Genomic DNA, 25,748 nt, shown 5'->3' on the forward strand with positions numbered 1-25,748 from the left:
GTCAGTCCAACGGGTTGTTTAAATCACCTTGGTTGACACGAATTGAACGTGCAGCATGCCGTGTTTGGCGATAGGCCCAGATGCACAGAAGCGTTGCAGTGATGAAGTAGGCTGCAATCACGTCAAATCGCCTTTCTTTGTTCCAGGCGGTTCTGCACCATGCCGGCGACCTGCGCTGCCTGCGCCGTGATCGGTGCGCCGTTCGCCCGTGACAGCGCCAGCTTTCGGGCGGCTTCTGCCAAGGGCCTGTCATCGGCTTCCCGTGCGACCCCTTGCAGGAACTGGGCAGCGTAATCCCACGTGCGATGATCGTTGGGCCCGGTAAGGACATCGGCGATATGCGCCATATCGTCCTGATAGGCCATCGGGTCGGGGCGGATGACTTCATCTCGAACCGAGTGGAGCCCGCTTGGGCGTCGATCCTCGGGCAGGCGCTCCAGAATGGACTTCTGAAAATAAGACAATGATTTTATTGGCTTGGAAAGAAATCCGTCCGCCCCGGCTGCGTGCGCCAGACCTTCGGTGGCGTCGTCGCCCGACAGGCCCATGATCACGCTGATCCGTGGTGAAGCTTCGGCCAGTTCGGCGATCAGGTCGGCTCCGGACCCGTCGGGCAGGCCCATATCAACCAGAATGACCGAAGGGCGATAGATTTGCAGGTGTCGCCGTGCCGATTTCAGGCAGTCAGCGCGTCGGATGCGTGCGCCGCTGTGCAGGCACATCAGGCGGATCGCGTCGCAGGCATATCGGCTGTCTTCAACAACCAGAATTGTCTGTCCCAGCAAGGGCCGCGTTGCGGTGGGCGTGGCGGCGGTGGTGGCAATGAGGCCCGAATCGTCCATGGCAGCTCTCCTATCCAGCAGATGCTTCACGCTAGGAACTTGTGGCTAACACGACGTTAACGCGCGATTTGGCGCACTTGTCCTTTTGCAGAGCAACCCCCATAACCCACGCAAAGCAGGACATCAGGAGTGTGACATGATTGGACGTCTGAACCACGTTGCCATCGCCGTACCCGACCTTGAGGCGGCATCCGAGCAGTACCGCAATGCGCTGGGTGCCAAGGTCGGCGCGCCGCAGGACGAGCCGGATCATGGCGTCACGGTTGTGTTCATCGAACTGCCCAACACCAAGATCGAACTTTTGTACCCGCTGGGCGACGACAGCCCGATCAACGGGTTTCTGGAAAAGAATCCGGCAGGCGGCATTCACCACATATGCTATGAGGTCGAAGACATCATCGCTGCTCGTGATCATTTAAAAGCGACCGGCGCCCGTGTTTTGGGGTCGGGTGAGCCCAAGATCGGCGCACATGGCAAACCAGTGTTGTTCCTGCATCCCAAGGACTTCAACGGCTGCCTTGTCGAGCTGGAACAGGTATGATCCGCAAAACCCGGGGGGCCTGAAGTGACCATTACTGCTGCATTGGTGCTGTTCGCCGTCATCTGGTTCATGACGTTGCTTGTGGTGCTGCCCATTCGCATCAAAACTCAGGGTGACCTGAACGATATCGTTCCGGGCACACATGCGGGTGCGCCGGAAGTCCATCACCTGAAAGCCAAGATGTGGATCACCACCGCCATTGCTGTGGTTTTGTGGGCTATCATTGCCGGGATCATCATTTCCGGTGTGATTTCAGTGCGGGACCTCGACTGGTTGAACCAACTGGAGCCGCGGTAATCTGTGTCAGACCTTTTGGCCTGACACAGCATGATAAATATGGGTGAATGTCGCCGCGCCAAGGATCGGGATCACCAGATTCAACAGCGGTATAGACAGCGGAATGGCCATCAGGGTTCCGGCGACCCAGATCGTGGTCGAATGTCGGGCCCGCAGTTGGCGTGCGCCATCCCGCCCGATCCGGCGTATGGCGGCCAGCGTGAAGTATTCCCGCCCCAACAGGAACCCGTTCATGGCCCAGAAGATGAAGGGCGCAAACGGGGTGAAGATCGCATAGAGGATCAGCGCCAGCAGGTTTGCTACAATCAGCACGCCAAGAAAGCTGAGGCCGTCCATCAGGGCCTCCGACACCGGGATGCGTCGTGCAGGTGGCAAGGCTGGAAAATGCTTGTCCTCGACCGCCTGCGCCACTTCGTCCAGAAAGATCGATGTGATGGCTGACGCCACCGGTACCATCAGGAAAACAGGCAGGACCAGGACGAGAACGATACCTGAATAGTTCAGAACGTCGTTCAGCCACGGGACAGCTCCGACAAATGGCAGCGAGATTTCACTGCCCGACAACCAGTTGATCAACTTGATCGCACCGGCACATGCAAGACCCAGCAACAGGATGGTCAAACCTACACCGCGCAGCAGAACGGCACGGAACTTGGGATCTCCGATCTGGCTTAGTGCGCTGAAAAAGGCGTTCAGGATGATCATTCTGTGATCCATTCCGTTATGGCTGCCACATCGGGCCGCGGGCGTTCGGGTGGGGCTGTTCCTTCGGTGGCGATATGTATCAGCCCGGCGACACGCTCGTTCTTGGCAAGGCCAAAGGCGTCGACACAGAAGTCGTGGTCGTGGGTTTGCCAACCTGTCAGCCAGTTTGCACCCCAGCCCGCGGCCAGCGCGGCATTCAGCAGGGCCAGACAGACCGCGCCCGCAGAATAGGTTTGTTCGATTGCGGGTATTTTCTCAGACGGTTTTTGTACTTCGATTACGGCTACGGCCAGATGCCCCATGTCGAATTGGCTGCGCGCTTTTGCAATATCTTCCGGGCTTTTCTTCAGCCTTTGCCCGCAGGTCTCGGTCAGGGTTGCCAGTCTTGCCATGGCCCCCTGTTCCAGAACGATAAATCGCCAGGGTTCCAGTTTTCCGTGATCGGGGCTGCGTGCAGCTGCGATCAGCAAGGGGCGCAACTCGTCCCGTGTCGGGGCCGGGGTCACCAGTGTCTTGGCGGGTCGGGACCGGCGCGACTGCAAAAACTCCAGAGCAGCGGGGTTTTTCATGGACATATGTTAACTTCCTTTACATCACGTCTCTGTATCTTGGTCGGCATGCCGAGGGTTTCAAGGGCGCGGCGACGGATCGCGTGGATCAATTTCATCCCACCGCCCATCATGCAAGACTATTGAGGGAAGGGGCGACAATGGCGAAACCCAAACTGCGAGATCTGCCGGATCTCAGCGCGCAGGCGCACGCCGGGGCAGTGTTTCACTTGAAAGTAACACCTAAGGCCGCGCGCGACCGGGTGATCGTGGAAGGCGGGCAGATCATGGTATTTGTCACGGCTCCGCCTGACAGTGGCAAAGCCAACCATGCGGTTCAGGCGATCCTTGCGAGGTGCCTTCGCGTTGCCCCTTCGACACTGACACTCAAGCAGGGGCAAACCGCGCGCAACAAGGTGTTTGTCTATGTGCCCTAAGGCCCCGTTTCACGGATCTGGTAAACACCCTCGGGCAGGTCCAGCGCTGCGGCCAGATCGCGGACCTGTTCGGGCGACAAGGTGATCTTTTGCACCTGGTCGGTTCGCGGATCAAACTGTTCCAGCGTGACGCATTCGGCGAAATTGTTGATCACAACATCTTCCTGCAAGGGTTTTTCACCTTCGTCCACAAGCGTTATGACCGTCGAGTCGAATTCATGCTCAATCGAAAACATAAGGACAGAGTGCAAGCCGTCGACGCGCAATGCAAGACGTTCGTTTCAAAGCATTGTGTGGTCACTCTGAGCGGCAGGTACTATGTTGAAATCGCAGTCAGACCGAGCCGAAGGATGTAACATGCGCAGACGCTTTGTTTTGGTGCTTCCCCTGCTGCTTGCGGCCTGTGCGGAAGGTGCATTGCGCTTGCAGCCTGCCGCGGACTGGCTGGGTGAAGGGCCGGGTTCTGAGGATGTTGCCCAGACCTTTCGCGAAGTCAGCCAGAACATCGTGGCTGAGGCCCGCAGCCAGTGTTTGAAGCAACCAAGGCCTCAGAAATGCGATTTCCAGATTCTCGTTGACCTGAATCCGCGCGCATCCGCCAATGCCTTTCAGACATTGGACGACCAGCGGCAACCTACCATCATTTTTACCGTTGCGATGATCCGTTCTACGCAAAACGCAGACGAACTGGCTTTTGTCATGGGACATGAGGCGGCCCATCACGTTCTGGGGCACATCGCACGGCAAAGCGAAAATGCCAGCGCAAGCGCCACTGAGTTTGGAAAGGCGGAAAAGCTGCGCGGGGGTGACGCCGCCGACATAGAAGAGGCTCAGAAAGTGGGCGCGCAGGTTGGTGTTCAGGCTTATGTGAAGGCTTTTGAACTTGAAGCTGACCAGATGGGAACGATCATTACACATAATGCGGGCTACAACCCGCTGGTTGGGGCGAAGTTCTTTGACCGGATTCCGGATCCTGGCGACAGGTTTCTGGGCACCCACCCACCAAACGCGCAGCGCGTGCACATCGTGCTTGAAACCGCCACGCAACTGGGGCTGACGCAATGACCGATCTTGTGCGCCTTGGCGTAATTTTGACGGATCGCGGGTCGAAATATGCGGTATCTGGCGCGCCTGTGGCGTCGCGCGCGGAAGTTGACGCGGTTCTGGATCAACTGAAGTCCGATAAATCCTATGCCAAGGCCACACATAACACCTGGGCCGCCTCTTTGCCGACCGGTGCACTGAAGGCCGATGATGGGGAAAGCGGGGCCGGTATGGTAATCCTGCGGATGATCGAGCGTGCAGGGCTGGACAATCACGTGATCATCGTCACCCGCTGGTACGGAGGCAAAAAGCTGGGCGGGGACCGCTTTCGCCGCGTTCAGGATGCAACCCGGGCCTATCTGGATCACATCGGCGCCCAATTTTGACCTGTGTCAAAGTATGACGCCCCGGATGCGCTACGATTTCGTAAAGCGCGAAAGGGAAAGGATACAGCATGCCCACCCGAGAGTCCTTGAGGCTTCATGCCGGATTGGTGGACGACATGGCCAGAATGCTGGACATCGATCTTGAGGAAGCAGCCATTGGTGGCAAGGTGTCTTTCGACCAGATTTCCGAGGCAGTTCTGCGATGTACCGATTGTCCAAACCCGGATCATTGTCAGGATCTGCTCAACAAAATGGCGACCGCTGGGCGGACACCGGAATACTGCCGTAACCAGGAGTTACTGCACAAATTGATGCCTTAACTGTCAGGTTCGCCATGCCACGACTCGGTGAAATCATGGCCCATCTTCGTCTGGTACAGCGGATGGGCGAGGTCACAGGAACCGACTTGGCCGCAGCCTATCGGGATGGTCACCTGAAACATGAGGATTGGGCCGAGATCGTGCAACAGTGTCGCGGCTGTACCTGGGCCAGAACCTGTCCGGAGTGGCTGGAACGGCGCGAACAGATTGATCATGCCCCGTGCACATGCCCGAACCGCGGTCGATTCAAGGCCATCAAAGCTTTGCAAGCGGAGGACGCGTGATGCCTCGGGACATTCTGGGTGAGGTCGAAAAGCACTTTTGGTTGACGCGCTCTGTTTCCCGCAGCATGGGAATTTCACTGAGCGAAGCCATGGCCGAAGGGCGGTTGTCGCCCGAAGGATACGCTGAGCTGGTCACGCGCTGTCGCGCCTCGGGCTGTGATGCGCAATGCGCCAACTGGCTGGCTCAGCGGCAGAATCCAGCGGAAACGGCCCCGGATTTCTGTGCAAATTCAGAGACACTGAACAGATTGAAGGGCTGATCAAAGGTCTTTATGGGTTCCATCGCACAACGGCGCGTTTGCACTGTGTTTGCACCCGCAAAAAAAGACCTTTTTGCTGGCCTCGGCCGTATATTTCACCGGTTCGAACCCGCTGTCTTTATGTGAGCCATCGCAAAAGGGTTGCCGGTTCGACTTTCCACACGCGCACCAGAAATAGGTTTTTCCTTCGGCAACTTCGACTGGAAAAGGGGTTTTCTGGGCAATAACGGGTGTGTCTGACATGTGGCTTCTCCGTATTTGGCTGAAACGTCACACAGTTTAGGACGATGCAGACAAAAAGGTAGCTGTAATGCCGCAAGGATCATCGTTTGGGCTTCGAACTGGCATGGAATCGCTCTTCCTCACAAGGAAGTGACCGTTTTAGTTGCCAGATTGCCGTTCAGCCCGTACTCTGGAAGCGGCCCGAAAAGCTGGGCAATATCAGAAAAGTAATAGAGGATTGACGGACATGAAACTGAAACTTGCAGCCGTTGGCGCATTTGCCCTGGTCCTGACCGCTTGTGCGCAGCAGGAAGAACCGACCCCTGTTTACGTACAACCCGACTATGACAAGTATGGCTCGGCCAGCTGCTCGGCAGGCTATGAACTGGCAACAACCGAAGCAGGTCAAACCGTCTGCAACCCGGTTTCTCAGTAAGCTTTTCGCAGGCGGTTTGACTACGGACCGCCTGCACCATTTTCAGGAATTTTCGCCGCCATTCATGGCGGTTTTTTTCTACCTGAGCTGTACTTCGTAACTATTGACCCGAAAACACTATGGGGCAGGCTACTGGCGTTAAACGGGTTTCCCCCACAGATCGTATTCCCCCGCCTCGTCCACTTCGACGGTGACGATATCGCCGGGTTTGAAGCCTTCGAAGCCCTCGTCAATGAACAGGTTGCCGTCGATCTCGGGAGCGTCCGATTTGGTGCGGCAGGTGGCGGCTTCGTCATCCACTTCGTCGACGATTACTTGAAGCGTTTGTCCGACTTTAGCCTGCAACTTGGCTTCTGAAATGGCCTGAGCCTTTTCCATGAAGCGATCCCACCGCTCTTGCTTGACTTCGGCCGGGACGTGATCGGGAAGGTCGTTTGAGCGCGCACCGTCCACGTTTTCGTATTGAAAACAGCCGACTCGATCCAGTTGCGCCTCGTCCATCCAGTCCAGCAGGGTTTGGAATTCGGCCTCGGACTCACCCGGATAGCCAACGATAAAGGTCGAACGCAGGGTGATATCGGGGCAGATTGCGCGCCAGGCTTGGATTTCGTCCAGAGTTTTGGCCGCTGCGGCGGGGCGGGCCATCCGTTTCAGAACATCCGGGTGGGCGTGCTGGAACGGGATATCCAGATACGGCAATATGTTGGACCCGGCATCCGCCATCAGGGGGATCAACTCGCGCACATGTGGATAGGGATAGACATAGTGCAGCCGCACCCAGGCATCCATCTGACCCAGTTCACGGGCCAGATCGGTGATGTGGCTGCGCACCTCGCGGTCTTTCCACGGGTTCACATCGTATTTCCGGTCCAGCCCATAGGCCGAAGTATCCTGCGAGATCACCAACAGTTCTCGCACGCCGTTTTCGACCAGCTTTTCCGCCTCGCGTAGAACCGCATGGGCCGGACGGCTGGCCAGTTTTCCTCGCATATCGGGGATGATGCAGAACTTGCATTTGTGGTTACAGCCCTCTGAGATTTTCAGATAACTGTAGTGGCGGGGGGTCAATCGAACGCTGCTGGCGGGCAGCAGATCAACGAACGGGTCAGGGTCAGGGGGAACGGCGGCGTGAACCGCATCCAGAACCTGCTCGTACTGATGCGGTCCGGTGACCGCCATGATGCGGGGGTGGTGCTCGCGGATGTAATCCGGTTCGGCCCCCAGACAGCCGGTGACGATGACCTTGCCGTTTTCAACCAGCGCCTCTCCGATTGCGTCCAGCGATTCCGCCTTGGCGCTGTCGAGGAACCCGCAGGTGTTCACAATGACGGCATCGGCCCCGGCATAATCGGGCGAAATGCCGTATCCTTCAGCACGAAGCCGGGTCAGAATGCGTTCGCTGTCGACCAAAGCTTTTGGACAGCCCAGCGACACCATGCCGATCGTCGGCTGGTTTGAACGGGGTGTCTCGGTGATCCGGGCGGCCGGAGCCAGGTCGGGGCGGAGGTTTGGCGGGTTCGTCGTCATGGCGCGGCATATAGTGGGGAAAGCTTCCTCTTGCAAATGTGACGTGCGATTTGAATGATCGCGGCAAAGACAAGCCAAAAGGCGGAGAGCAGATCATGAAATGGCTGATACGCATCCTGTTTATTGTTGTGGCAGTGATTGCGCTGGTAATTGGCGCGCTTTTGCTGATGCCCGGAGACAAGCTTGGCGCGATTCTGGCTGAGCAGGTCAAAGCCCAGACCGGGCGCGAACTGAGATTGAGCGGCGACGTGCGCCTGTCGTTCTGGCCGGTGCTGGGGATGGAAACCGGGCCCGTGCGTTTTGGGAACGCCAGCTGGGCCGGGCCAGAGCCGATGCTGAGCGCTGATAGCCTTGCCGTGGGCGTGGATGCTGCTGCGCTTTTGAATGGGGATCTGCGGATCAAACGCGTTTTCGCGGAAAACCCGGTGCTGCGGCTGGAGCGTTCGCAAGGGCGCGGAAACTGGGAGCTGAGCGTGCCTGTGACCACCGCGACTGCCACACCGTCTGCAGGGACGGTTCCGGCCAGCGCATCGTCGGCCGTAACTTTGGAAGAGTTGCAGCTTAATAATGCGCGACTGATCTATGTGGAAGACGGTGCCACGCAGATGGACTTTCCTGATGTAACCTTGTCGGCCAGTTGGCCTCAGGTCACTGCACCGATGGTAATGGAGGCATCAATGCCTGTACCCGGAGGTGCTGTTCAGGTTGATTTGAAGATTCCGGACTTGCCAGGCTTTGCCGCAGGGTTCGTAACCGCGCTTGAATTGGTCCTGACTGCACCGGGTGGTAAGATTGGCTTTGACGGCCACGTCAATCTGGCCGGAGAGATGGACGGAACCACAAAGATCATCACCCAAGATACAGAAAAGATGCTGGCGGCCTTCGGTCAGGCGGGCGTGGCTGTGCCGTCGGGATTGGGTAACGTTGCCGATATCTCTTCGCAAATGACCTATACGCGGGACGGTCGGATTTCCCTGCGAAATATGACAGCGCAGTTGGATGGCAACCGGTTTGTCGGAGAGGCGGATATCACCATTTCCGATCCCCCTCAGATCGTCGCACGCCTGGATGCGGGCGATCTGGACCTGTCGAAGATATCTGAAACCGGCGCTGGGCTGGGTGGCGCGTCTCAATCTGCCTCACCAGTTCAGGAGGGCTGGTCAAAAGACCCAATCGACGCATCCGCGTTGGCTTTGGCGAATGGCAATATTCGCCTGACGGCCAACTCAATCGCAGTTCCCGGCATGACGTTTGGGAAAAGTGACCTGACGCTGACACTGGATCACGCGCGGGCGGTTCTTGCGATGCATCCGGCGACGTTGTTTTCGGGTCAGTTGAACGGGCAGGTGGTTGCCAACAATCGCAATGGCCTGTCCGTGGGCGGCAAGGTGACGGCAAGTGAGATTGATCTGAAACAGGCATTGTCAACGTTGGCCGGTGTCGAACGCCTGTCGGGAAGCGCGGCAGGAACCATTGAGTTTCTGGGTGTCGGTCAGTCTGAGGATCAGATCATGCGCTCTCTCAGCGGGAAGGGAAATCTGGATGTCGGGACGGGGGTAATATCCGGTTTCGATCTGGATCGACTTATGGGGCAGGGGACCGGATCGGGCGGAACAACGGTGTTCAACAGCCTGTCGGCCAGCTTCATCATCGATCAGGGTGTATTGACGAATAACGATCTGCTTATGTCGCTCAAGAATTACCGCGCCGATGGTCAGGGGGTCGTGGGGCTGGGTGCGCGCAATATCGATTATCTGTTCACGCCTGTAGCTTTGCGTGCCAATTCGGGGCAGGGCATCTCGGTGCCTGTGCGCATCGTTGGCCCGTGGAGCAACCCGTCAATCAAGCCGGACCTGTCCAAGGTCATCGAAGCGGCGGCAGATGTGAAGGTTAAAGAGCTGGAAAACGACGCGAAACAGAAAGTTTTCGAGAAGGTTGGAAACGAGCTGGACACCACCATCACGGACAGCGATCAGATCGAAGATGCGCTCAAGAACAAGCTTGAAGAAGAGGCGAAGAAAGGGCTGCTCAAACTGTTTGGCGGCAACTGAGCAAGTGTTGCGCTTGGGGCAATCAGATATGTCCCAAGCATTTTTCTTCAGATGGTCTGGTCGTAATCGCCAACACTGGGTTCGGTTCGGATCACCGCATCGATATCGGCAAAGATCGCACGCATCTCAGCTTCGCTTTCGCTGCTTTCACACACGACCACCAGATTGGGTGTGTTGGATGAAGCCCGCACCAGCCCCCAGCTGCCATTGTCCAGAATCACACGTGCGCCGTTCACCGTAACGACCTCCTTGATCGCGCGGCCAGCAAATGTCTCATTAGCTTCGCTTTTGGCAACCAGCTTGTCGACCAGTCGCTGCAGGATATCGTATTTTTCGGTATCTGCTGCATAGGGTGACATGGTGGGCGTCGACCAGGTCTTGGGCAGAGCTTTGCGCAGGTCGGACATGCTTTGATCCGGGTTGCGGTCCATCAGTTTACAGATCTCGACCGCGACGCGCATTCCGCAGTCATAACCGCGCCCGACCGGCTCGGCCAGAAAGTAATGGCCCGACTTTTCAAACCCAGCCAGCGCACCGATTTCTTTGACGCGCCGTTTCATGTGGCTGTGGCCGGTTTTCCAGTAATCTGCCTTGACGCCAAGGGCCTGTAGCTCGGGATCGCTGGCAAACAGGCCAGTAGATTTCACATCTGCGACAAAGGTCGATCCGGGGTGCAGCTTGGCCAGATCGCGGGCCATGATCACGCCCACCTTGTCGGCAAAGATTTCTTCACCTTCATCATCGACGACGCCGCAACGATCACCGTCACCGTCAAACCCAAGTGCCAGATCGGCACCGCTGGATTTTACCGTTGCCGCCATGTCATGCAGCATTTCCATCGCTTCGGGGTTCGGGTTGTAATTCGGGAAAGTGTAATCCAGCCGGTTATGGCTGGGGACGACCTCAACCCCCATCCGTTCGAAGATTTCGGGCGCAAAGGCCGAAGCGGTGCCGTTTCCGGTTGCGCAGACAACCTTTAGCGGGCGGGACACTTTGAAATCGCCGACGAGGTCGTCGATATACGCTTCTTTCACGCCCTCGACGAATTCCCAAGATCCACCCGCATGCGTCTGACCTTCGCCATTCAGAACGATGTCGCGCAATTCAGACATCTCGTCGGGGCCGTGTGTCAAAGGGCGGTCAAAGCCCATTTTGACCCCAGTCCAGCCGTTTGGATTGTGGCTGGCCGTAACCATCGCCACGGCCGGTACATCCAGGTGAAACTGTGCGAAATAGGCCATCGGGCTAAGCGCAGGGCCAATGTCTTTCACGCGGATACCGGCCTGTATCAAACCCAGGATCAGGGCGTTTTTGATCGCCAGTGAATAGTCACGGTAATCGTTTCCTACAGCGATCACGGGCTCGATCCCGCGCCTGCGCATTTGCGTGCCAAGTCCTAGGCCAAGCGCCGTCATGCCCGGCAGGTTAATCTCTTCCGGATACTTCCATCGGGCGTCGTATTCGCGAAACCCGGTGGGTTTGATCATTGCGTTGCGGAGAAAGCTCCAGGTGTTTGGTGTTACCTCGGGAATCGGTTTGGTCATAACAAGTCTCAATCGTTAAATCTGAATAGGATCAGCTTTGGCCAGCGCATCGAAGCGCATCAAAGTGTCAATGAGTTGGGGCATCTGATCCAACGGAATCATGTTGGGCCCATCCGAAGGGGCATTGTCCGGATCTTGGTGTGTTTCAATGAACACCGCGCCAATACCCAGCGACACGGCGGCGCGCGCCATGACCGGAGCAAATTCGCGTTGCCCGCCCGAGGAGCCACCTTTTCCACCCGGTTGCTGCACGGAATGGGTCGCATCCATCACCACCGGATAACCGGTTTGGGCCATTTGCGGCAGGGACCGCATATCAGCCACCAGCGTGTTATAGCCGAACGAAGTGCCACGTTCGGTCAGCAAGATATTATGATTCCCCGTGCTTTCGATCTTGGACACGATATTGGGCATCTCCCACGGCGCGAGAAACTGACCCTTTTTTACATTGACCACTGCGCCGGTATTGCCCGCAGCGAGCAGCATATCCGTCTGGCGGCACAAAAACGCCGGGATTTGCAGGACGTCTACCGCCTCGGCGGCGATGGCGCACTGCGCTTCGGTATGAACATCGGTCAGGACCGGAATGCCCATCGATTTGCGGATGCTATCCAGAACCTGCAACCCCGCATCAATGCCCATGCCGCGCTTGCCGGACAGCGAGGTCCGGTTTGCCTTGTCATAAGATGCTTTGAAGACATATTGCGCACCGGCTGCGTCGCAGGCCTCTTTCATCTTGCCAGCAATCATCTGCGCGTGGTCTGCCGTTTCAAGCTGGCAGGGGCCTGCAATGATGGTCAGCGGAAGGTCGTTGCCGACTGTCAGGTCGGAGATTTTTACATGTTTCATGAGTCTTATGAGGATACCTGTTCACGAAGGACCGACGCGGTAAGCGAGATCATGAGGTAGATACCAGCAAACAACAGGAATGCCAAAATCGTATTTTCGAACTTGCGCGGATAGCTGGGTTCCTGACTGGGGATCGGGTTCACCGAGACGGTCAGATAACGCACCTGCCGATTGGCTTCGGATCGGGTCGATTCCATTTGCTGCATTGCCGTTTGCAGCATCATGTCCCGCGCCGCCAGATCCGCTTGAGCGATCTGGATGCGCACGCTCAACCGCGCCAGCGAATTTTCGCCATCGGAAGCATCCTGCATCTCGGCATTCAGTTGTTCCAGCACCTTTTCAAGCCGGGCAATGTCAGCCTTGACACCGTCAACCTTGGCTTTGTTCGGGCGCAGGTTGTCCTGCAGGGCGGCAAGTTCAAGCTCTTTGTCCTGCACCAATATCTCGATCTCGTTGATGCGGGCGCGCAGGCTGGCAATGACATTCTCGGGGTCCAGCACCGCCCCTTGAAGCTGAAGCTCGATCAATTCCTCCTGCGCCTGCCGCCGCGCCTCCTGCGCCGCTTCAAAGCTTTCCAATGCATCGCGCATCTGGTCTTCGCGCTTCTTGCCGGACAGGGCATTCACCCGATCTTCGGCGTAAGAGATCAAACGCTCCGAGAACTCGGTCGAGGTCTGTGCGTCCGGTGCTACAACCTCCATCCGAATGACCCCTTCGGTTGGGTCATACCCGATGGTGATCATGCGTTTGAACAGCTTGTATGCGTCTTCCAGCGTGGCGTCGGGTGATAGCCTTTGAATCGGATCAATCTTTTCCTGCCTGAAGACATCGGAAAACCCTGCGTCCCGATCCAGCAGCAACAAAGCCTCTTTCGACTCCAGGAAAGACTGAACCGAGATGGAATCCTGCGTGGTGGCGAATTGCGTCCCGGCAAGCAGCCCGCCGATAGAGCCTGGCCCGCCATCGGCTTGCAGGATCAGAAACTCGGAATCGCTGGCATACATCGGGGTGGCGATGCGATAGAAATAGAACCCCACAACAAAAGTCGGCAGGAACACAAAAGCGGCCAAACGTGCGAAAAGGCCAAACAGCTTACGCCTGCGTCGACGCGCGATGTCCTTCTGAATCTGACCGATTTCAAGGTTGCGCCGCTCAGCCGGGCTGAGCTCGGGTCCCGGAAGGTTCGGTGTGCTTGCGCCAATGGATTGCGGCAACTGAATGCTGATCTTGTCTTTGACCTTCGAACTGTCGCCCTGTGCCGAGGGCTTTGCCGCGGCAAGATCAAGAAGGTTCGTGCGCTGAAACGGATCAATGCCTTTCTTGCGCAGCAAGCGCACCGCATCATAGTCCGATGTTGCTGCCAGTCCGTGTTTCTGCGCCAGTTTTCGCGCGATGCGCAACTGGCGGCCTGTCAGGCCTTCGCGCTTGATGTCGTCAATTTGCGTGCCTGGCTGAGCCTCGGCCGCTGGTGCCTGGCCTTGCGTCGCGCCCCGTATGCGAGAGATTGCATCCGCACGCGCCTCGGCCGAATCTTCCACCTGACGATTGTTGCGCCAGTTGTACTTTCTAACCTTGGGTTTCGTAGTCATATAGCTGCTTTGCCTCTTCCAAGGAGTCAAACATGTACAATTGCCCGTCCAGCAGAACGGCGGCTTGCTGAGCGAATTTCTCCAATACAGTCGGGCTGTGCGACACGATCACCAAAGTCGTAGTGCGCAACCTTTCCTTCAGGATCGCCCCTGCCTTTTCGTTGAATTCAACATCGGTAGATGCTGGCATCCCTTCATCGACAAGATACATGTCGAAATCCAGCGCCAGCATCAAAGAAAACGTGAATCGTGATCGCATCCCCGAAGAATAGGTGGACAACGGCTGTTCGAAATATTCACCCAAGCCGCAGAGCCATTTGCAATACGCCTCAACATAGTCCGGGTCCATGCCGTAAATCTTGGCGATGTATCGCGCGTTCTCAAGCGCTGACAACTTGCCGGTTACACCCCCGGTAAAACCCATGGGAAAAGAGACCCGGCATTCGCGGCGGATCACACCTTCGTCGGGCTTTTCCAGACCGGCCATCATGTTGATCAGTGTGGTTTTGCCAGTACCATTCGGGGCCAGAACGCCCAGCGACGTACCCAGTTCGACACGGAACGAGACCCTGTCCAGGATCACCTTGCGGCGCGTCCCGGTCCAGAAGGACTTGCTGACATTGTCGAACTCTAGCATTCGGGGCCTGCTGCTCGTTTCCGTTGTGTCGCCGCGCTTTCAGGCGGTCAGAAAGGATGGTTTTTACCAATCCATGTTGGCTACATTATGTCGAATTACGAAACAAATGTTCAATGCGTTGCTGCCAAACCCGCAAACAACTGATCGGTTGTCGGCAATTCCGCTGCACTTCTGGTAATCTGCCGCACCTTTATTATGTGGTTTCACACCTGATCTTTGCAAAACAGCTTTGGGAGGTTACGCAACCAGATGGAAAATCTAGATGGCGAAATCCGCGCGTGCCGCCTGTGCGCTGCGTCCTTTACGCAAACCAAAACTGCTCATGAACCCCGCCCGGTGGTTTGGTTTCGGCGCGGAACACCCATCCTGATCGCAGGGCAGGCACCGGGTGCGCGCGTGCACGAGTCGGGGCAGCCCTTTACTGACCCGTCAGGCGACAGGCTGCGCCACTGGCTTGGGGTCAATGAACCTGTTTTTTATGATCGTGACCTCGTGTCGATTGTGCCCATGGCATTCTGTTTCCCCGGCTATGATGCCCGCGGTGCGGACCTTCCTCCGCCCGTGATATGCGGCAATACCTGGCATGACAGGGTGATGCAGGAACTGGGGCAGGTGCCGTTGACGGTGTTGGTCGGCGGTCATGCGCATAAATATCATCTGGGCGCGCGCGGGTCGGTGACAGATACCGTTCGGAACTGGCAGGACCATGCGCCGCGGGTCTTTGCCTTGCCTCATCCGTCCTGGCGGAATACGGCATGGGTAAAGAAAAACCCGTGGTTCGAGGCAGAACTGCTGCCGGTTCTGCGCGCGCGGGTTCAAGAGGTGCTGAATGACTGAAACCACAGCGTTGGACACGGCGCATGCCACGATGCTGGCAGATCCGCAGAACGATGCCACCCGTCTGCGGTTTTTTGAACGGCTTGCAGATAGCGAGCTGTTTTTGATGCTGACCGAGGAAGCGGTGGGCGAAAACATCTCGCCCGAAGTGTTCGATGTGGCCGATGGGCGCTTTGTGTTGGCTTTCGACCGCGAGGAACGATTGGCGCGGTTTGCCGGGCGGCCCGTGCCTTATGTTGCGCTGTCGGGGCGCGTGTTGTCGGGGATGCTGGCGGGTCAGGGTATCGGGCTGGGCCTGAACCTGGAAACTGCTCCATCATCCATGCTGGTGCCTGCCGAGGCCTTGGGCTGGCTGGCCGAAACGTTGCAGCTTGGCCCGGAAGAGGTCGAGGAAAAGCTGGCCGAGTTCATGCCTCCCGCCGGTTTGCCGGACAGCCTGTTGACCGCCCTTGATGCAAAGCTGGCAACTGCTGGCGGGCTTGCCAGTGCAGCCTATCTGGTCGCCACGAAATCCGAGGCGGGCGCTCAGGGTCATTTGCTGGGGTTTGTCGGTGCAATCGAAGGGGCCGAGCCCGCCCTGGCCAAAGCAGCTTCGGAGGCGCTGACGTTTTCCGGGATCGAGGCGGGGGCGATGGATGTCGGGTTCTTTGCCACAGATGACGTCGCTGCCGCGCTGTTGGCGAAGACCGGGCTTCGCTTTGACCTGCCCGAACCGCAGGTTGCAGATCTGGTGCGCGAGGTTCCGGGCAGCAATCCCGCGAAACCGCCAATTCTGAAATAACGACCAAAACGCAAACACGCGGCGCATGTTGCGCCGCGTGCCACCAGGATGGGACGCTGCTATTCCGCAGCAGCGTCCAGTTTGTCCTGCGTACGTGTTTCGAAATCGCTGGCGTCGTGACGCTCGTGAAGCTGTGTGTGCGGCTCGCCAAAGGCGCGGTTGACCATACGGCCACGCTGAACCGCAGGCCGCGCGTCTATCGCCTTGGCCCAGCGCACCACGTTCTTGTAGGATTCTGCGTCAAGGAACTCTGCCGCGCTATACAGTCGGCCCAGAACCAGTTGACCGTACCACGGCCAGATCGCCATGTCGGCAATGGTATATTCCTCGCCCGCGATATAGGTCTTGTTCGCCAGTTCCCTGTCCAGAACGTCCAACTGGCGTTTTGCCTCCATCGCAAAGCGGTTGATCGGGTATTCCCACTTTTCAGGCGCGTAAGCGTAGAAATGGCCAAACCCGCCACCCAGATAAGGGGCGCTGCCCATTTGCCAGAATATCCAGTTCATGACTTCGGTCCGTTCCGGCCCGGACGCGGGCAGAAACTCTCCGAACTTCTCAGCCAGATGAAACAGGATTGAGGCACTTTCAAACACCCGAACCGGCTTGTCGCCAGAGCGATCCCAAAGGGCCGGAATTTTCGAGTTTGGGTTGGCCTCGACAAACCCTGAACCGAACTGGTCGCCATCGCCGATGTTGATCAGCCAGGCGTTGTATTCAGCGCCTTCGTGACCCAATGCCAGCAACTCTTCCAGCATTACCGTGACTTTGACACCGTTGGGCGTGGCAAGGGAATACAACTGCAATGGGTGACGTCCAACCGGCAAGTCCTTGTCATAGGTTGCGCCGGCAATAGGTCGGTTAATGTTGGCGAACTGTCCGCCACTTTCACTATCCCATGTCCAGACTGCTGGTGGGGTATACGAAGATTGGTCGCTCATTTCTTGCCTTTCATGCCTTTGTCCGGGCCGCGTTCGGTGCAGTCTTACAGGTAGTGTTGCAATCCGCCGAGTCCAACCCAGCTTTTCCGGCATAATTTGTAATAATCCGCGACCAAACTCTCACGTTTGCTCGAGAGGGGTCACAGCGGCGCGAGGAGGGCTACGAACAGAATGGGAATCGCATATTGTTTTGCCAGACCTGCCATCACGGCGTCACCGATACCGCTGGAACGAAAAGGATAAACTACATGAAACGCTTTGCTTTGACCTTTGCTGCGGCCATGGCCCTGGCCGTTCCGGCATTTGCCGGGCCGCAATATATTGACGGCACAGGGTTTGCCGTCTCGGGGTATGATGTTGTCGCCTATCGCAACCTGGATCAGGTACCGGTAGGTCAGCCACAGCACGAAGGCGTGCGTGGCAATGCCAGCATTACTGCCGAATACAATGGTGCAACCTGGGCATTCTCGTCCGAGGAAAACCGCGACAAATTTCTGGAAAACCCGGCCTATTATGCGCCGCAATATGATGGGCACTGCGCCTATGGCGTGTCGCGCGGTGGCAAGGTTCCGGCAAACCCGAACTTGTGGCGGATCGTTGACGACAAGCTGTATCTCAACATCACGGATGTGGTCGTCGGGTTCTTCGAAGAAGACATTCCGGGCAACATCAACCTTGCTGAAGGCAACTGGCCGGGTATCGAGCCGTCTGACGCCTCGACCAGCGTGATCCCGAAATTTACCTCGGAAGGTCCGGTGAAAAACTGACCCGGCCAAAATTGCACAAAGCCCGGCTTACCCAGCCGGGCTTTTTCGTTCAGCCAGCAAGCCAGAACTGATCCCGTATCGTCTGGTCGGCGTCAAACCGGATCCTGACGCTCTTGGCACCCGGAAATTTGCGTTCGCGGATCGTATCGGGAATGACAACCTCCCCGGCGCCCGTGTCGCTGGACTGAAAGCTCAGGATTTCCGCTGTGGTGTGCCGCGCACTGGTCAGAACGGTCGTTGGCAAAGCCACACGATTTGCGCCCTGATTGACCGGAGTCGTGACAAAGTAAGTCAGGTGCCGCCCATAGCATCCGACCGCGTCGGGAACATGGTCAGCAACATCGCTGCCGCATTTGGGTTGAATACCAGTCTGACTGTTCATATGCGACAGCGCCTGCCCGGGATTCAGCATCGCCTCGCATGCGGCAATATCCTCCTGCGGAAGCTCGATGATTCGTTTCTTCAACCGTGCCCGACGTGGTTGTGGCGGGCCAGCAGCGGCACCGCCCTTTGTCGCCAGCCCTTCTTTGCGCAGAAAATCATAGGCTGCCTTGGCGCGTGAAAACCCGGAACTGTCGCCTTCCTTGTGATCAGGATGCGTGTGAAAGGCGATGTGACGCCACGCCTCTCGTATTTCACTGGAATTGGCAGACGGGTTCAGGCCCAGATCTGCCAGGGCATCCGTGCGTGCCCTGACCTTATCGACAGATTCCATACTCAAAACACTCATTAAAAACTACACACCCCTAGTGTTGCCGAGGGCATGGTTTTGTCAAATTTCACTGTTGATTGAGAGGGAAGCTGACAACAATCGCGATGCGAAGAATCCATTGTTCCGCAAAGGCGTGAATTCACGGATGTAACTGTGATACAGGTCACGCACAAGAAAAGGAAAACGCCCGGACAAGTTAGTAACCCGGGCGAATCATTGGATTTTTCAGTTGTCAGGCGACGTTTTGAAGATCGACCTGCGGCGTGATCCCAAGGGCAAAGCACACATCGCGCGTCAATTCCGGGCGGTTCAGGGTATAGAAATGCAGCTTGTCCACGCCACCTTCGATCAGGTCCGAGCACAACTCGGTGCAGATCGCAGTTGCCAGCAGATCCTCACGCCCGTCGCGCACGGCCTTTTCAAAGGCTTGTTCGACCCAATCGGGAATATGTGTGCCACAGCTTTTGGCGAACTTGCGCGCACCTGCCCAGTTTTCTATCGGCAGAATGCCCGGAACGATCGGTTTATTGATACCTGCCTTGGCGCAGGCATCACGGAAACGAAAGAAGGTTTCGGCCTCGAAAAAGAATTGCGTCAGCGCTTCGTCAGCGCCCGCGTCAAGTTTGGCCTTCAGCCAATCCACGTCTGCTGACATGTCGGCGGCTTCAGGGTGCTTGTCAGGATAAGCCCCGACACGGATGCTGAACATTTCGGTTTCAGCCAGCGCCTCAATCAACTCAATCGAACTGTTAAAGCCTTCGGGGTGCGGTACGAACCGATCATGCCCTTTTGGCGGGTCGCCCCGCAGGGCCACGATGTCCTGCACGCCCGCACGTGCGAATGTGTCGGCGATCTCCAGCGTTTCCTGCCGCGAAGCGTCAACACAGGTCAGATGCGCAGCGACGTTCAATCCAGAGGATTTATGCAGGGTTGCGACCGCGTCGCGCGTCAGTTCCCGGGTCGTACCGCCTGCACCGTAGGTGACGGAAACAAAACGGGGCTCCAGCGGTGCCAATGTCTGGACCGTATCCCAAAGGCGGAAAGAAGCCTCCAGAGTTTTGGGCGGAAAGAACTCGAATGAAATTTCGGGTTTGGACATGGCTGCCTCACTGGATCAACTGACTATCTTGTGCCATGACAGGCATTGTGAGACAAACTCATATTATTCAACAACAACATGAACGATACTTGAGATGCACATTGAATTCCGGCACCTGCGAACCATCAAGGCGATCCATGAATGTGGTGGGTTGGCACGCGCTGCCGACCAATTGAACATCACCCAATCCGCATTGAGTCATCAGGTCAAAGGGTTGGAGGATCAGGCCGGGGTCGAGCTGTTTCTGCGACGTTCAAAGCCGATGAAGCTGTCAGCCGCCGGTTTGCGTCTGCTGCGGTTGGCCGAGCAGATCCTGCCGCAGGTCGAGGCGGCACAGAATGAGTTTTCATCGCTGCGGGACGGGCGTACCGGACGGATGCATATCGCCATCGAATGTCACGCGTGTTTCGAATGGCTGTTTCCGGTTCTCGAATCCTTCAGGAAATCCTGGGGCGATGTGGATGTAGATATTCGACCCGGTCTGGCCTTCGACGCCCTTCCAGCCTTGCAGAAGGAAGAGGTTGATCTGGTGGTCTCATCCGATCCCGAAGATCTGCCGGGTGTCGAGTTTGTGGAACTGTTTGACTACAACCCCGTCTTTGTCGCTGCATCAGCCCATCCACTGGCGGAAAAAGCCTATATCGAGGCTGAGGATTTCCGAGGCCAGACCCTGATCACCTACCCGGTGGAACGCACACGTCTGGATGTGTTCAGCCAATTGTTGATCCCTGCACGGGTCGAACCTGCCTCGATCAGGCAGGTGGAACTGACAGCTGTGATCCTGCTTCTGGTGGCATCAAACCGAGGCATCTCGGTTCTGCCGGATTGGGTCGTGCGCGAGGTCAAATACAACTCGGACTATGTGACCCGGCCCCTGACCAAAGAGGGGATCACGCGTCGCCTTTACGCAGCGGTCCGATCAGATGATCTGGATAAACCCTACGTGCAGGAACTGGTGAAACTGGCCCGCGAAGAGGCGCACAAGCTGCAATCCCGGTAGAGGCGTTTTCTGCGGGTCTGTTATGCGTATCATTCCTCTTGGCAAGGAAGCCTTGCGGCAGTATACGCGCGGTTTGACCGGACAGGAGCCCTTTTACAATGGTTGGCAGTGCAAATCTCAACATCATGATCAAGGCCGCGCGCAAGGCGGGGCGTTCTTTGGTCAAGGACTTTCGTGAAGTCGAGAATCTGCAGGTGTCGATGAAAGGCGCGGGCGACTTTGTCTCCAAGGCCGACATCGCGGCCGAGGCCATCCTGAAGGACGAATTGCTGGGCGCACGCCCGACCTATGGCTGGCTGGCCGAAGAGGGCGGTTCCATCGACGGAGAAGACCCGACCCGCCGCTGGATCGTCGATCCGCTGGACGGCACCACCAATTTTCTACATGGCCTGCCGCATTGGGCAATTTCGATTGCACTGGAACATAAGGGCAAGATCGTTGCTGGCGTGATCTATGATGCTGCCAAGGATGAGATGTTCTTTGCTGAAAAAGGCGAAGGTGCGTGGATGAACGACACCCGAATTCGTGTGTCGGGGCGTCACCGCATGATTGAATCGATCTTTGCAACCGGCCTGCCCTTTGGGGGTCGTTCTGACCTGCCTGCAACCCTGCAGGATCTGGCGCGTCTGATGCCCGCTTGCGCCGGTGTGCGCCGTTGGGGTGCTGCGGCGCTTGACATGGCATATGTGGCCGCGGGTCGGTACGAAGGTTTCTGGGAACGCCGCCTGAACGCGTGGGATGTTGCCGCCGGTATCATCATCGTGAAAGAGGCGGGCGGCTTCGTACAGGCCCTGAACCTCGAGGGCAACGCGCTAGAAGATGGTGAAGTGATCTGTTCGAATGAACCGATCTTTGATCAATTCGCCAAAGTCATCCGGGGCTGATCGCCTCTTAGCCCAGCTTTATCGACGCGGAACGCGCGGAATACGTGACTGCGACAGCTTGTACGTTGCCTCTGGGTGGGGCGGGTGCCCGTGCGTGCGGTTCCAAAACTGCACGCCACCGCGCCGCAGCCACAATGGCACGCATAGGATCAGGCCCACGGCAAACCCGCCGGTATGGGCCCAATAGGCGATACCGCCTTCGTCCGGGTTGCTGGTGACGCTGCCAAAGAACTGAATCGCCAGCCACACGCCCAGCATGATGAAGGCGGGGATGGTAAAGACCCTGAAATAGACAACTAGGATCAGCAGAATATCCACACGCGCCTTGGGAAACAGCAGCAGGTATCCACCCATGACACCTGCAATCGCGCCCGAGGCGCCGACGGTAGGCACCTGAGAGTCCGGCCCTGTAGCCACATGGATCAGACCTGCGCCGATACCTGCGACCAGATAGAACAGTAAAAAGGGCAGATGGCCCATTTCGTCTTCCAGATTGTCGCCGAATATCCATAAGAACAGCATGTTCCCGGCAAGATGCATCCAGCCCCCATGCAGGAACATGGATGTCACAAGGGTTTCCAGGCCAACCCAGTCGCTGACCCGCGCCGGGATGATGGCATAGTCGAAGAACAACCGGTTTATCAGTGGCGCATCATTCATGATCCCCACATAGCTGAGGAAGATCAGGATGTTGGCCGCCAATAAGGCGTAGACAACATAAGGCGTGCGCCCTGAGGGGTTATGGTCGCGGATCGGAAACATGAGGTGACGCTGGGCTTTTGCGCGCCCAGCGTCAAGGCAAGCTTATGCCGCACCTCCCAACAACGCAGCGTTTCCGCCGGCTGCGGTCGTATCGACACACACATGGCGTTCACCCAGCACACGCGCGCGGTCGGGTCTGCCCGGAATCAGGGGCACAATGGGACCGTTCCGGCGGGCCAGGTGCTGTTCGATCTGCTGCGCGGTTTCAGCGTCGCCCCACCAAAGGACACCAGAGATACCGGTCAGGTTCTCCAACCGGTGAAGGTCAAGCATTCCGGTTGCCTGAATGGCCGTGCCACCCAGCGCCTGTACGGCGTCAGCCTGCGCGCGCGCTGCCGTTTCCCCCGGCCCCATGCACAGAAGAGGCGGGCGGGGATATTCGCTTAGCCGGTTCGATTCTCCGGTTGGGCCGGGCAGAGAACGGGTCCGGATTGGGGCCGGCTGGCCCTGAGGAGCAGGTAGGTCTGCCAAATGCTCCCAGGTTTCTGTCGTGATTTGCCGATCCGGTGCACAAAACCGGGCCATGTAATTCGGGCCGCCCGCCTTCGGGCCGGTGCCTGACAGCCCTTCACCGCCAAAAGGTTGGGAGCCAACGATGGCACCGATCTGATTGCGGTTTACATAGATGTTTCCGGCATGGATAGCTTCGGTCACATGCTGCACCCGGTCGTCGATCCGGGTTTGCAGGCCAAAGGTCAGCCCGTATCCGGTTGCGTTGATATCCGCGATGACCTTGTCGATCTCCTGCGCTTTGAATCTTGCCACGTGCAACACGGGGCCAAAAATCTCACGCTCCAGCGCGGCAATGCCCGAGATTTCGATCAACGTTGGGGCAACAAAGATGCCTTCGGGCGGCAGCGGCAGCTCTTTCAGAACGCGCCCTTCGGCCCGTGCCGTAGCGACGTGATCGGCGATGACCTGCCGGGCCTGCGCGTCGATCACCGGGCCGCAATCGGTAGAGATCAGCCAGGGGTCCCCGATGCGCAGGGCATCCATTGCCCCTTTGAGCATGGTCAGCACGTCATCTGCGATATCCTGTTGCAGGTACAGGCATCGCAGTGCCGAACACCGCTGGCCCGCGGATTGAAAGGCACTTTCAATGATCGATTGCACGGCCTGTTCCGGAAGTGCAGTGCTGTCAACGATCATGGCGTTCAGGCCGCCGGTTTCCGCGATCAGCGGGGTGCCGGGGCGCATGGACCCAGCCATTGCCGACCGTATCCTGAGAGCGGTTGCCGTTGAACCAGTGAAGGCCACGCCCGAGACGCGCGCATCCGATGTCAGCGCCGCGCCCACGGCCGGACCACCCGGCAGCAATTGCAGCGTGTCGCGCGGCACACCAGCCTCATGCAGCAATTGAATGGCGCGGTGCGCGATCAGGGGTGTCTGCGGTGCAGGCTTAGCCAGGACGGCATTTCCGGTCGCCAAAGCAGCCGAAACCTGCCCGGAAAAAATCGCCAGCGGGAAGTTCCACGGGCTGATGCAGGTAAATATGCCAGCGGGCTCGGCATCGGGAATGTTGGCGGCGTAGTAACGTAGGAAATCCACCGCCTCACGCAGTTCGGCCACCGCGTCGGGCAGCGATTTGCCAGCCTCACGCGCCAGCAGGGCGAACAACTCGCCAAAATGCGTTTCGTAAAGATCGGCGGCAGAGTTCAGGATGCGGGCACGTTCGACTGCCGGGGCCTGCCACGGCTTTGCCGAAGCCAGCGCCAGTTCCACATCTGCTTCACTCGCCGGAGCCACCGCGCCCGGCTTGTCGGGAGGATTCGCCGGGTTGATTACCTGCTCATCCGCCTGGGGTTTGGCAGCGTCAGCCAGCAAGGGCTGTGCATACCAGTGATACGCGCGGAACTGGTCCCGCGCTGCGTCAACCTTGTCCAGCGTTGGGGTGTGGTGCAGATCGAAGCCCTTGGAATTGGGGCGATCCGGCTGGAACAGTTCGGGGCCGGTGGGCAGCGGGGGCGGAGGCGTTTGAACAGTAACAAACGGATCTGCGGCAACCACTTCCGGCGGGACGTTATCGTCGACAATCTGGTTGACGAAGGATGAGTTCGCTCCGTTTTCCAGCAAACGCCGCACAAGGTAGGCCAGCAGGTCACGATGCGCGCCAACCGGTGCATAAATTCGGCAGCGGGTCTTCTGCCTGTTCATCACAAGCTGATGCAATGTCTCGCCCATGCCATGCAGGCGCTGGAATTCAAAAGGCTGACCTTCGGCCATGTGCAGGATGGCGCTGACTGTATGGGCGTTGTGGGTGGCGAATTGCGGATAGATCCGGTCTGTCATGCCCAGCAATTTGCGCGCATTGGCGATATAGGACACATCGGTGACCGCCTTGTGGGTGAAGACGGGAAAGCCGTCCACACCTTCGACCTGCGCGCGTTTGATCTCGGTATCCCAATAGGCGCCTTTGACCAGACGGACCATCAGCTTGCGATCGTAGCGTTCCGCCATGTCATAGAGCGTGTCCAGAACCAGCGACGCGCGTGGCCCATAAGCCTGAACCACGATGCCGAACCCATCCCAGCCGGCCAGCGCCGGATCGGACATCACCGCCTCAATCACCTGCAGTGACAAAGACAGGCGATCCGCCTCTTCGGCGTCGACGTTTAGCCCCATACCAGCGGCCTTGGCCAAAAGGGCCAGCGCCCGCAGTCGGGGAACCAGTTCATCCATCACGCGCTTTTCCTGCGCTAATTCATAACGGGGATGCAGGGCTGACAACTTGACTGAAATTCCCGGGTTGGCGCGGATATCCTCATGGGTGCAGGCTTCGGCGATGACCGAGATGGCGCGTGAATACGACAGGTGATATCGCGCGGCGTCCGCCTCGGTTCGCGCGGCCTCTCCCAGCATGTCGTAGGAGTAGGTATATCCCTTGTTTTCCATCCCGCGCGCACGCTCCATCGCGGCGTTGATGGATTCACCTAACACGAATTGCCGCCCCATTTCCTTCATCGCCCGCGACACGGCGGTACGGATCACGGGTTCACCCAATCGCTTGATGGCCCCGCGCAGGGCGCCAACAGGCGAGGCCTTGCCTTCGTCCAGAACCTTGCCCGTCAGCATCAGCGCCCAGGTTGAGGCGTTCACCAAGGATGAAGACGAGTGCCCAAGATGCTTGCCCCAGTCCGAAGGGGCAATTTTGTCTTCAATCAACGCGTCAATCGTGTCGGCATCCGGCACGCGCAACAGCGCTTCGGCCAGGCACATCAGGGCGACGCCTTCGTCGGTGGACAGGCCGTATTCGGCAAGAAACACCTCCATCAACCCCGGAGACGTGCTGGAGCGGATGTCGCGCACAAGCTGCGCGGCGGCGGCGCTGATGGCGCTGCGGTCTGTGGCGCTCAGGCTGGCCTGAGAGATCAGGGTTTCAAGGATCGCCGACTGGTCAGCATAGGTTGAGGTGTCGATTAATGTACGCAGGGTATGAGACATGAGTCCTC

General features: G+C 57.8%; 30 protein-coding genes. 15 read left to right on the forward strand and 15 right to left on the reverse strand.

Features of this window, described 5'->3' with window-relative positions:
- Nucleotides 1-122: 122 nt before the first annotated feature.
- Nucleotides 123-842, reverse strand: a complete 720-nt coding sequence (locus tag ACR3FC_RS13205) for a response regulator (RefSeq protein WP_480475527.1) — start codon at nt 840-842, stop codon at nt 123-125.
- A 136-nt stretch (nt 843-978) separates the two neighbouring features.
- Between ACR3FC_RS13205 and mce the strand changes: the two genes are divergently transcribed.
- Together mce and ACR3FC_RS13215 are read left to right on the forward strand one after the other, a co-directional pair.
- Complete coding sequence (mce, locus tag ACR3FC_RS13210; protein ID WP_480475529.1) at nt 979-1,383, forward strand: methylmalonyl-CoA epimerase; 405 nt, start codon at nt 979-981, stop codon at nt 1,381-1,383.
- Nucleotides 1,384-1,407: 24 nt separating this feature from the next.
- Entirely contained in the window at nt 1,408-1,680 is a 273-nt protein-coding gene (locus tag ACR3FC_RS13215) for a DUF1467 family protein (protein WP_480475531.1), read from the forward strand.
- 6 nt (nt 1,681-1,686) lie between these two features.
- Here ACR3FC_RS13215 and ACR3FC_RS13220 read toward each other — a convergent pair whose 3' ends face one another.
- Both ACR3FC_RS13220 and ACR3FC_RS13225 read right to left on the reverse strand, forming a co-directional pair.
- On the reverse strand, nt 1,687-2,385 hold the full coding sequence (locus ACR3FC_RS13220; RefSeq protein ID WP_480475533.1) for an EI24 domain-containing protein: 699 nt from the start codon (nt 2,383-2,385) through the stop codon (nt 1,687-1,689).
- On the reverse strand, nt 2,382-2,960 hold the full coding sequence (locus ACR3FC_RS13225; protein WP_480475535.1) for a nitroreductase family protein: 579 nt from the start codon (nt 2,958-2,960) through the stop codon (nt 2,382-2,384). The genes ACR3FC_RS13220 and ACR3FC_RS13225 overlap by 4 nt, the downstream gene beginning before the upstream one ends.
- A 134-nt stretch (nt 2,961-3,094) precedes the next feature.
- Here ACR3FC_RS13225 and ACR3FC_RS13230 point away from each other — a divergent pair, with 134 nt between their 5' ends.
- Complete coding sequence (locus ACR3FC_RS13230; RefSeq protein ID WP_480475537.1) at nt 3,095-3,370, forward strand: DUF167 domain-containing protein; 276 nt, start codon at nt 3,095-3,097, stop codon at nt 3,368-3,370.
- Here the strand turns inward: ACR3FC_RS13230 and ACR3FC_RS13235 are convergent.
- Complete coding sequence (locus ACR3FC_RS13235; protein WP_267364243.1) at nt 3,367-3,606, reverse strand: hypothetical protein; 240 nt, start codon at nt 3,604-3,606, stop codon at nt 3,367-3,369. The genes ACR3FC_RS13230 and ACR3FC_RS13235 overlap by 4 nt on opposite strands.
- Before the next feature lie 121 nt (nt 3,607-3,727).
- On the opposite strand from ACR3FC_RS13235, the gene ACR3FC_RS13240 reads away from it, so the two are divergent.
- From ACR3FC_RS13240 to ACR3FC_RS13260, 5 genes are all read left to right on the forward strand, one after another.
- Nucleotides 3,728-4,435 carry a M48 family metalloprotease gene (locus ACR3FC_RS13240; protein WP_480475539.1) on the forward strand — a complete coding sequence of 236 codons (708 nt, stop codon included), beginning with the start codon at nt 3,728-3,730 and terminating at the stop codon, nt 4,433-4,435.
- Nucleotides 4,432-4,800 carry a YigZ family protein gene (locus ACR3FC_RS13245; protein WP_480475541.1) on the forward strand — a complete coding sequence of 123 codons (369 nt, stop codon included), beginning with the start codon at nt 4,432-4,434 and terminating at the stop codon, nt 4,798-4,800. Before ACR3FC_RS13240 ends, ACR3FC_RS13245 begins: the two co-directional genes overlap by 4 nt.
- 68 nt (nt 4,801-4,868) lie before the next feature.
- Entirely contained in the window at nt 4,869-5,120 is a 252-nt protein-coding gene (locus tag ACR3FC_RS13250; RefSeq protein WP_480475543.1) for a DUF6455 family protein, read from the forward strand.
- Nucleotides 5,121-5,134: 14 nt separating this feature from the next.
- Nucleotides 5,135-5,404 (forward strand): DUF6455 family protein, encoded by a 270-nt coding sequence (locus ACR3FC_RS13255; RefSeq protein ID WP_480475545.1) that lies wholly within the window; start codon nt 5,135-5,137, stop codon nt 5,402-5,404.
- Entirely contained in the window at nt 5,404-5,664 is a 261-nt protein-coding gene (locus tag ACR3FC_RS13260) for a DUF6455 family protein (protein WP_480475547.1), read from the forward strand. The genes ACR3FC_RS13255 and ACR3FC_RS13260 overlap by 1 nt, the downstream gene beginning before the upstream one ends.
- Here the strand turns inward: ACR3FC_RS13260 and ACR3FC_RS13265 are convergent, their stop codons facing one another.
- Nucleotides 5,665-5,907, reverse strand: coding sequence for a CDGSH iron-sulfur domain-containing protein (locus ACR3FC_RS13265; RefSeq protein WP_480475549.1), 243 nt, complete (start codon nt 5,905-5,907; stop codon nt 5,665-5,667).
- Between the two features lie 226 nt (nt 5,908-6,133).
- On the opposite strand from ACR3FC_RS13265, the gene ACR3FC_RS13270 reads away from it, so the two are divergent.
- Complete coding sequence (locus ACR3FC_RS13270) at nt 6,134-6,322, forward strand: hypothetical protein (RefSeq protein WP_209504738.1); 189 nt, start codon at nt 6,134-6,136, stop codon at nt 6,320-6,322.
- A 138-nt stretch (nt 6,323-6,460) separates the two neighbouring features.
- On the opposite strand, the gene rimO is transcribed toward ACR3FC_RS13270, so the two are convergent.
- Entirely contained in the window at nt 6,461-7,849 is a 1,389-nt protein-coding gene (rimO, locus tag ACR3FC_RS13275; RefSeq protein ID WP_480475551.1) for a 30S ribosomal protein S12 methylthiotransferase RimO, read from the reverse strand.
- A gap of 95 nt (nt 7,850-7,944) precedes the next feature.
- Between rimO and ACR3FC_RS13280 the strand changes: the two genes are divergently transcribed.
- Nucleotides 7,945-9,900 carry an AsmA family protein gene (locus tag ACR3FC_RS13280; protein WP_480475553.1) on the forward strand — a complete coding sequence of 652 codons (1,956 nt, stop codon included), beginning with the start codon at nt 7,945-7,947 and terminating at the stop codon, nt 9,898-9,900.
- 47 nt (nt 9,901-9,947) lie between these two features.
- Here the strand turns inward: ACR3FC_RS13280 and ACR3FC_RS13285 are convergent, their stop codons facing one another.
- From ACR3FC_RS13285 to ACR3FC_RS13300, 4 genes are read right to left on the reverse strand one after another with little or no spacing between them, the layout of a single operon-like run.
- Nucleotides 9,948-11,444 carry a phosphomannomutase/phosphoglucomutase gene (locus ACR3FC_RS13285; RefSeq protein ID WP_480475555.1) on the reverse strand — a complete coding sequence of 499 codons (1,497 nt, stop codon included), beginning with the start codon at nt 11,442-11,444 and terminating at the stop codon, nt 9,948-9,950.
- A 15-nt stretch (nt 11,445-11,459) separates the two neighbouring features.
- The gene (gene kdsA / locus ACR3FC_RS13290) at nt 11,460-12,293 is read right to left on the reverse strand and encodes a 3-deoxy-8-phosphooctulonate synthase (RefSeq protein ID WP_480475557.1); all 834 of its coding nucleotides are present in this window, start codon (nt 12,291-12,293) and stop codon (nt 11,460-11,462) included.
- Nucleotides 12,294-12,298: 5 nt separating this feature from the next.
- Nucleotides 12,299-13,882, reverse strand: a complete 1,584-nt coding sequence (locus tag ACR3FC_RS13295; RefSeq protein ID WP_480475559.1) for a capsule biosynthesis protein — start codon at nt 13,880-13,882, stop codon at nt 12,299-12,301.
- On the reverse strand, nt 13,860-14,519 hold the full coding sequence (locus ACR3FC_RS13300; RefSeq protein WP_209504732.1) for an ABC transporter ATP-binding protein: 660 nt from the start codon (nt 14,517-14,519) through the stop codon (nt 13,860-13,862). Before ACR3FC_RS13300 ends, ACR3FC_RS13295 begins: the two co-directional genes overlap by 23 nt.
- Nucleotides 14,520-14,768: 249 nt before the next feature.
- On the opposite strand from ACR3FC_RS13300, the gene ACR3FC_RS13305 reads away from it, so the two are divergent.
- Both ACR3FC_RS13305 and ACR3FC_RS13310 read left to right on the forward strand, forming a co-directional pair.
- The gene (locus ACR3FC_RS13305; RefSeq protein WP_480475561.1) at nt 14,769-15,356 is read left to right on the forward strand and encodes a uracil-DNA glycosylase family protein; all 588 of its coding nucleotides are present in this window, start codon (nt 14,769-14,771) and stop codon (nt 15,354-15,356) included.
- On the forward strand, nt 15,349-16,137 hold the full coding sequence (locus ACR3FC_RS13310; protein WP_480475563.1) for an SseB family protein: 789 nt from the start codon (nt 15,349-15,351) through the stop codon (nt 16,135-16,137). Before ACR3FC_RS13305 ends, ACR3FC_RS13310 begins: the two co-directional genes overlap by 8 nt.
- Before the next feature lie 59 nt (nt 16,138-16,196).
- Here ACR3FC_RS13310 and yghU read toward each other — a convergent pair whose 3' ends face one another.
- Nucleotides 16,197-17,075, reverse strand: coding sequence for a glutathione-dependent disulfide-bond oxidoreductase (gene yghU / locus ACR3FC_RS13315; RefSeq protein ID WP_480475565.1), 879 nt, complete (start codon nt 17,073-17,075; stop codon nt 16,197-16,199).
- 248 nt (nt 17,076-17,323) lie between these two features.
- Here yghU and ACR3FC_RS13320 point away from each other — a divergent pair, with 248 nt between their 5' ends.
- Entirely contained in the window at nt 17,324-17,842 is a 519-nt protein-coding gene (locus ACR3FC_RS13320; protein WP_480475567.1) for a YHS domain-containing (seleno)protein, read from the forward strand.
- Nucleotides 17,843-17,891: 49 nt separating this feature from the next.
- Here ACR3FC_RS13320 and ACR3FC_RS13325 read toward each other — a convergent pair whose 3' ends face one another.
- Together ACR3FC_RS13325 and metF are read right to left on the reverse strand one after the other, a co-directional pair.
- Complete coding sequence (locus tag ACR3FC_RS13325) at nt 17,892-18,557, reverse strand: DnaJ domain-containing protein (protein WP_480475569.1); 666 nt, start codon at nt 18,555-18,557, stop codon at nt 17,892-17,894.
- Between the two features lie 229 nt (nt 18,558-18,786).
- Nucleotides 18,787-19,653 carry a methylenetetrahydrofolate reductase [NAD(P)H] gene (metF, locus tag ACR3FC_RS13330; RefSeq protein ID WP_480475571.1) on the reverse strand — a complete coding sequence of 289 codons (867 nt, stop codon included), beginning with the start codon at nt 19,651-19,653 and terminating at the stop codon, nt 18,787-18,789.
- Nucleotides 19,654-19,747: 94 nt separating this feature from the next.
- On the opposite strand from metF, the gene ACR3FC_RS13335 reads away from it, so the two are divergent.
- Together ACR3FC_RS13335 and ACR3FC_RS13340 are read left to right on the forward strand one after the other, a co-directional pair.
- A complete protein-coding gene (locus tag ACR3FC_RS13335) occupies nt 19,748-20,653 on the forward strand; it encodes a LysR family transcriptional regulator (protein WP_480475573.1) in 906 nt (301 codons plus the stop codon).
- Nucleotides 20,654-20,751: 98 nt separating this feature from the next.
- On the forward strand, nt 20,752-21,537 hold the full coding sequence (locus ACR3FC_RS13340) for an inositol monophosphatase family protein (RefSeq protein ID WP_480475575.1): 786 nt from the start codon (nt 20,752-20,754) through the stop codon (nt 21,535-21,537).
- A gap of 18 nt (nt 21,538-21,555) precedes the next feature.
- On the opposite strand, the gene ACR3FC_RS13345 is transcribed toward ACR3FC_RS13340, so the two are convergent.
- Nucleotides 21,556-22,299 carry a rhomboid family intramembrane serine protease gene (locus tag ACR3FC_RS13345; protein ID WP_480475577.1) on the reverse strand — a complete coding sequence of 248 codons (744 nt, stop codon included), beginning with the start codon at nt 22,297-22,299 and terminating at the stop codon, nt 21,556-21,558.
- Nucleotides 22,300-22,341: 42 nt separating this feature from the next.
- Complete coding sequence (gene putA / locus ACR3FC_RS13350; protein WP_480475579.1) at nt 22,342-25,740, reverse strand: bifunctional proline dehydrogenase/L-glutamate gamma-semialdehyde dehydrogenase PutA; 3,399 nt, start codon at nt 25,738-25,740, stop codon at nt 22,342-22,344.
- Nucleotides 25,741-25,748 lie beyond the last annotated feature (8 nt).

Source organism: Ruegeria sp. AF3 (assembly GCF_056536285.1).

Bases quoted from the DNA above. Each gene is read 5' to 3' on its own strand.
- ACR3FC_RS13205 (WP_480475527.1), bottom strand. From the start codon at position 842: ATGGACGATTCGGGCCTCATTGCCACCACCGCCGCCACGCCCACCGCA.
- mce (WP_480475529.1), top strand. From the start codon at position 979: ATGATTGGACGTCTGAACCACGTTGCCATCGCCGTACCCGACCTTGAG.
- ACR3FC_RS13220 (WP_480475533.1), bottom strand. From the start codon at position 2,385: ATGATCATCCTGAACGCCTTTTTCAGCGCACTAAGCCAGATCGGAGAT.
- ACR3FC_RS13225 (WP_480475535.1), bottom strand. From the start codon at position 2,960: ATGTCCATGAAAAACCCCGCTGCTCTGGAGTTTTTGCAGTCGCGCCGG.
- ACR3FC_RS13230 (WP_480475537.1), top strand. From the start codon at position 3,095: ATGGCGAAACCCAAACTGCGAGATCTGCCGGATCTCAGCGCGCAGGCG.
- ACR3FC_RS13235 (WP_267364243.1), bottom strand. From the start codon at position 3,606: ATGTTTTCGATTGAGCATGAATTCGACTCGACGGTCATAACGCTTGTG.
- ACR3FC_RS13240 (WP_480475539.1), top strand. From the start codon at position 3,728: ATGCGCAGACGCTTTGTTTTGGTGCTTCCCCTGCTGCTTGCGGCCTGT.
- ACR3FC_RS13245 (WP_480475541.1), top strand. From the start codon at position 4,432: ATGACCGATCTTGTGCGCCTTGGCGTAATTTTGACGGATCGCGGGTCG.
- ACR3FC_RS13250 (WP_480475543.1), top strand. From the start codon at position 4,869: ATGCCCACCCGAGAGTCCTTGAGGCTTCATGCCGGATTGGTGGACGAC.
- ACR3FC_RS13255 (WP_480475545.1), top strand. From the start codon at position 5,135: ATGCCACGACTCGGTGAAATCATGGCCCATCTTCGTCTGGTACAGCGG.
- ACR3FC_RS13260 (WP_480475547.1), top strand. From the start codon at position 5,404: ATGCCTCGGGACATTCTGGGTGAGGTCGAAAAGCACTTTTGGTTGACG.
- ACR3FC_RS13265 (WP_480475549.1), bottom strand. From the start codon at position 5,907: ATGTCAGACACACCCGTTATTGCCCAGAAAACCCCTTTTCCAGTCGAA.
- ACR3FC_RS13270 (WP_209504738.1), top strand. From the start codon at position 6,134: ATGAAACTGAAACTTGCAGCCGTTGGCGCATTTGCCCTGGTCCTGACC.
- rimO (WP_480475551.1), bottom strand. From the start codon at position 7,849: ATGACGACGAACCCGCCAAACCTCCGCCCCGACCTGGCTCCGGCCGCC.
- ACR3FC_RS13280 (WP_480475553.1), top strand. From the start codon at position 7,945: ATGAAATGGCTGATACGCATCCTGTTTATTGTTGTGGCAGTGATTGCG.
- ACR3FC_RS13285 (WP_480475555.1), bottom strand. From the start codon at position 11,444: ATGACCAAACCGATTCCCGAGGTAACACCAAACACCTGGAGCTTTCTC.
- kdsA (WP_480475557.1), bottom strand. From the start codon at position 12,293: ATGAAACATGTAAAAATCTCCGACCTGACAGTCGGCAACGACCTTCCG.
- ACR3FC_RS13295 (WP_480475559.1), bottom strand. From the start codon at position 13,882: ATGACTACGAAACCCAAGGTTAGAAAGTACAACTGGCGCAACAATCGT.
- ACR3FC_RS13300 (WP_209504732.1), bottom strand. From the start codon at position 14,519: ATGCTAGAGTTCGACAATGTCAGCAAGTCCTTCTGGACCGGGACGCGC.
- ACR3FC_RS13305 (WP_480475561.1), top strand. From the start codon at position 14,769: ATGGAAAATCTAGATGGCGAAATCCGCGCGTGCCGCCTGTGCGCTGCG.
- ACR3FC_RS13310 (WP_480475563.1), top strand. From the start codon at position 15,349: ATGACTGAAACCACAGCGTTGGACACGGCGCATGCCACGATGCTGGCA.
- yghU (WP_480475565.1), bottom strand. From the start codon at position 17,075: ATGAGCGACCAATCTTCGTATACCCCACCAGCAGTCTGGACATGGGAT.
- ACR3FC_RS13320 (WP_480475567.1), top strand. From the start codon at position 17,324: ATGAAACGCTTTGCTTTGACCTTTGCTGCGGCCATGGCCCTGGCCGTT.
- ACR3FC_RS13325 (WP_480475569.1), bottom strand. From the start codon at position 18,557: ATGGAATCTGTCGATAAGGTCAGGGCACGCACGGATGCCCTGGCAGAT.
- metF (WP_480475571.1), bottom strand. From the start codon at position 19,653: ATGTCCAAACCCGAAATTTCATTCGAGTTCTTTCCGCCCAAAACTCTG.
- ACR3FC_RS13335 (WP_480475573.1), top strand. From the start codon at position 19,748: ATGCACATTGAATTCCGGCACCTGCGAACCATCAAGGCGATCCATGAA.
- ACR3FC_RS13340 (WP_480475575.1), top strand. From the start codon at position 20,752: ATGGTTGGCAGTGCAAATCTCAACATCATGATCAAGGCCGCGCGCAAG.
- ACR3FC_RS13345 (WP_480475577.1), bottom strand. From the start codon at position 22,299: ATGTTTCCGATCCGCGACCATAACCCCTCAGGGCGCACGCCTTATGTT.
- putA (WP_480475579.1), bottom strand. From the start codon at position 25,740: ATGTCTCATACCCTGCGTACATTAATCGACACCTCAACCTATGCTGAC.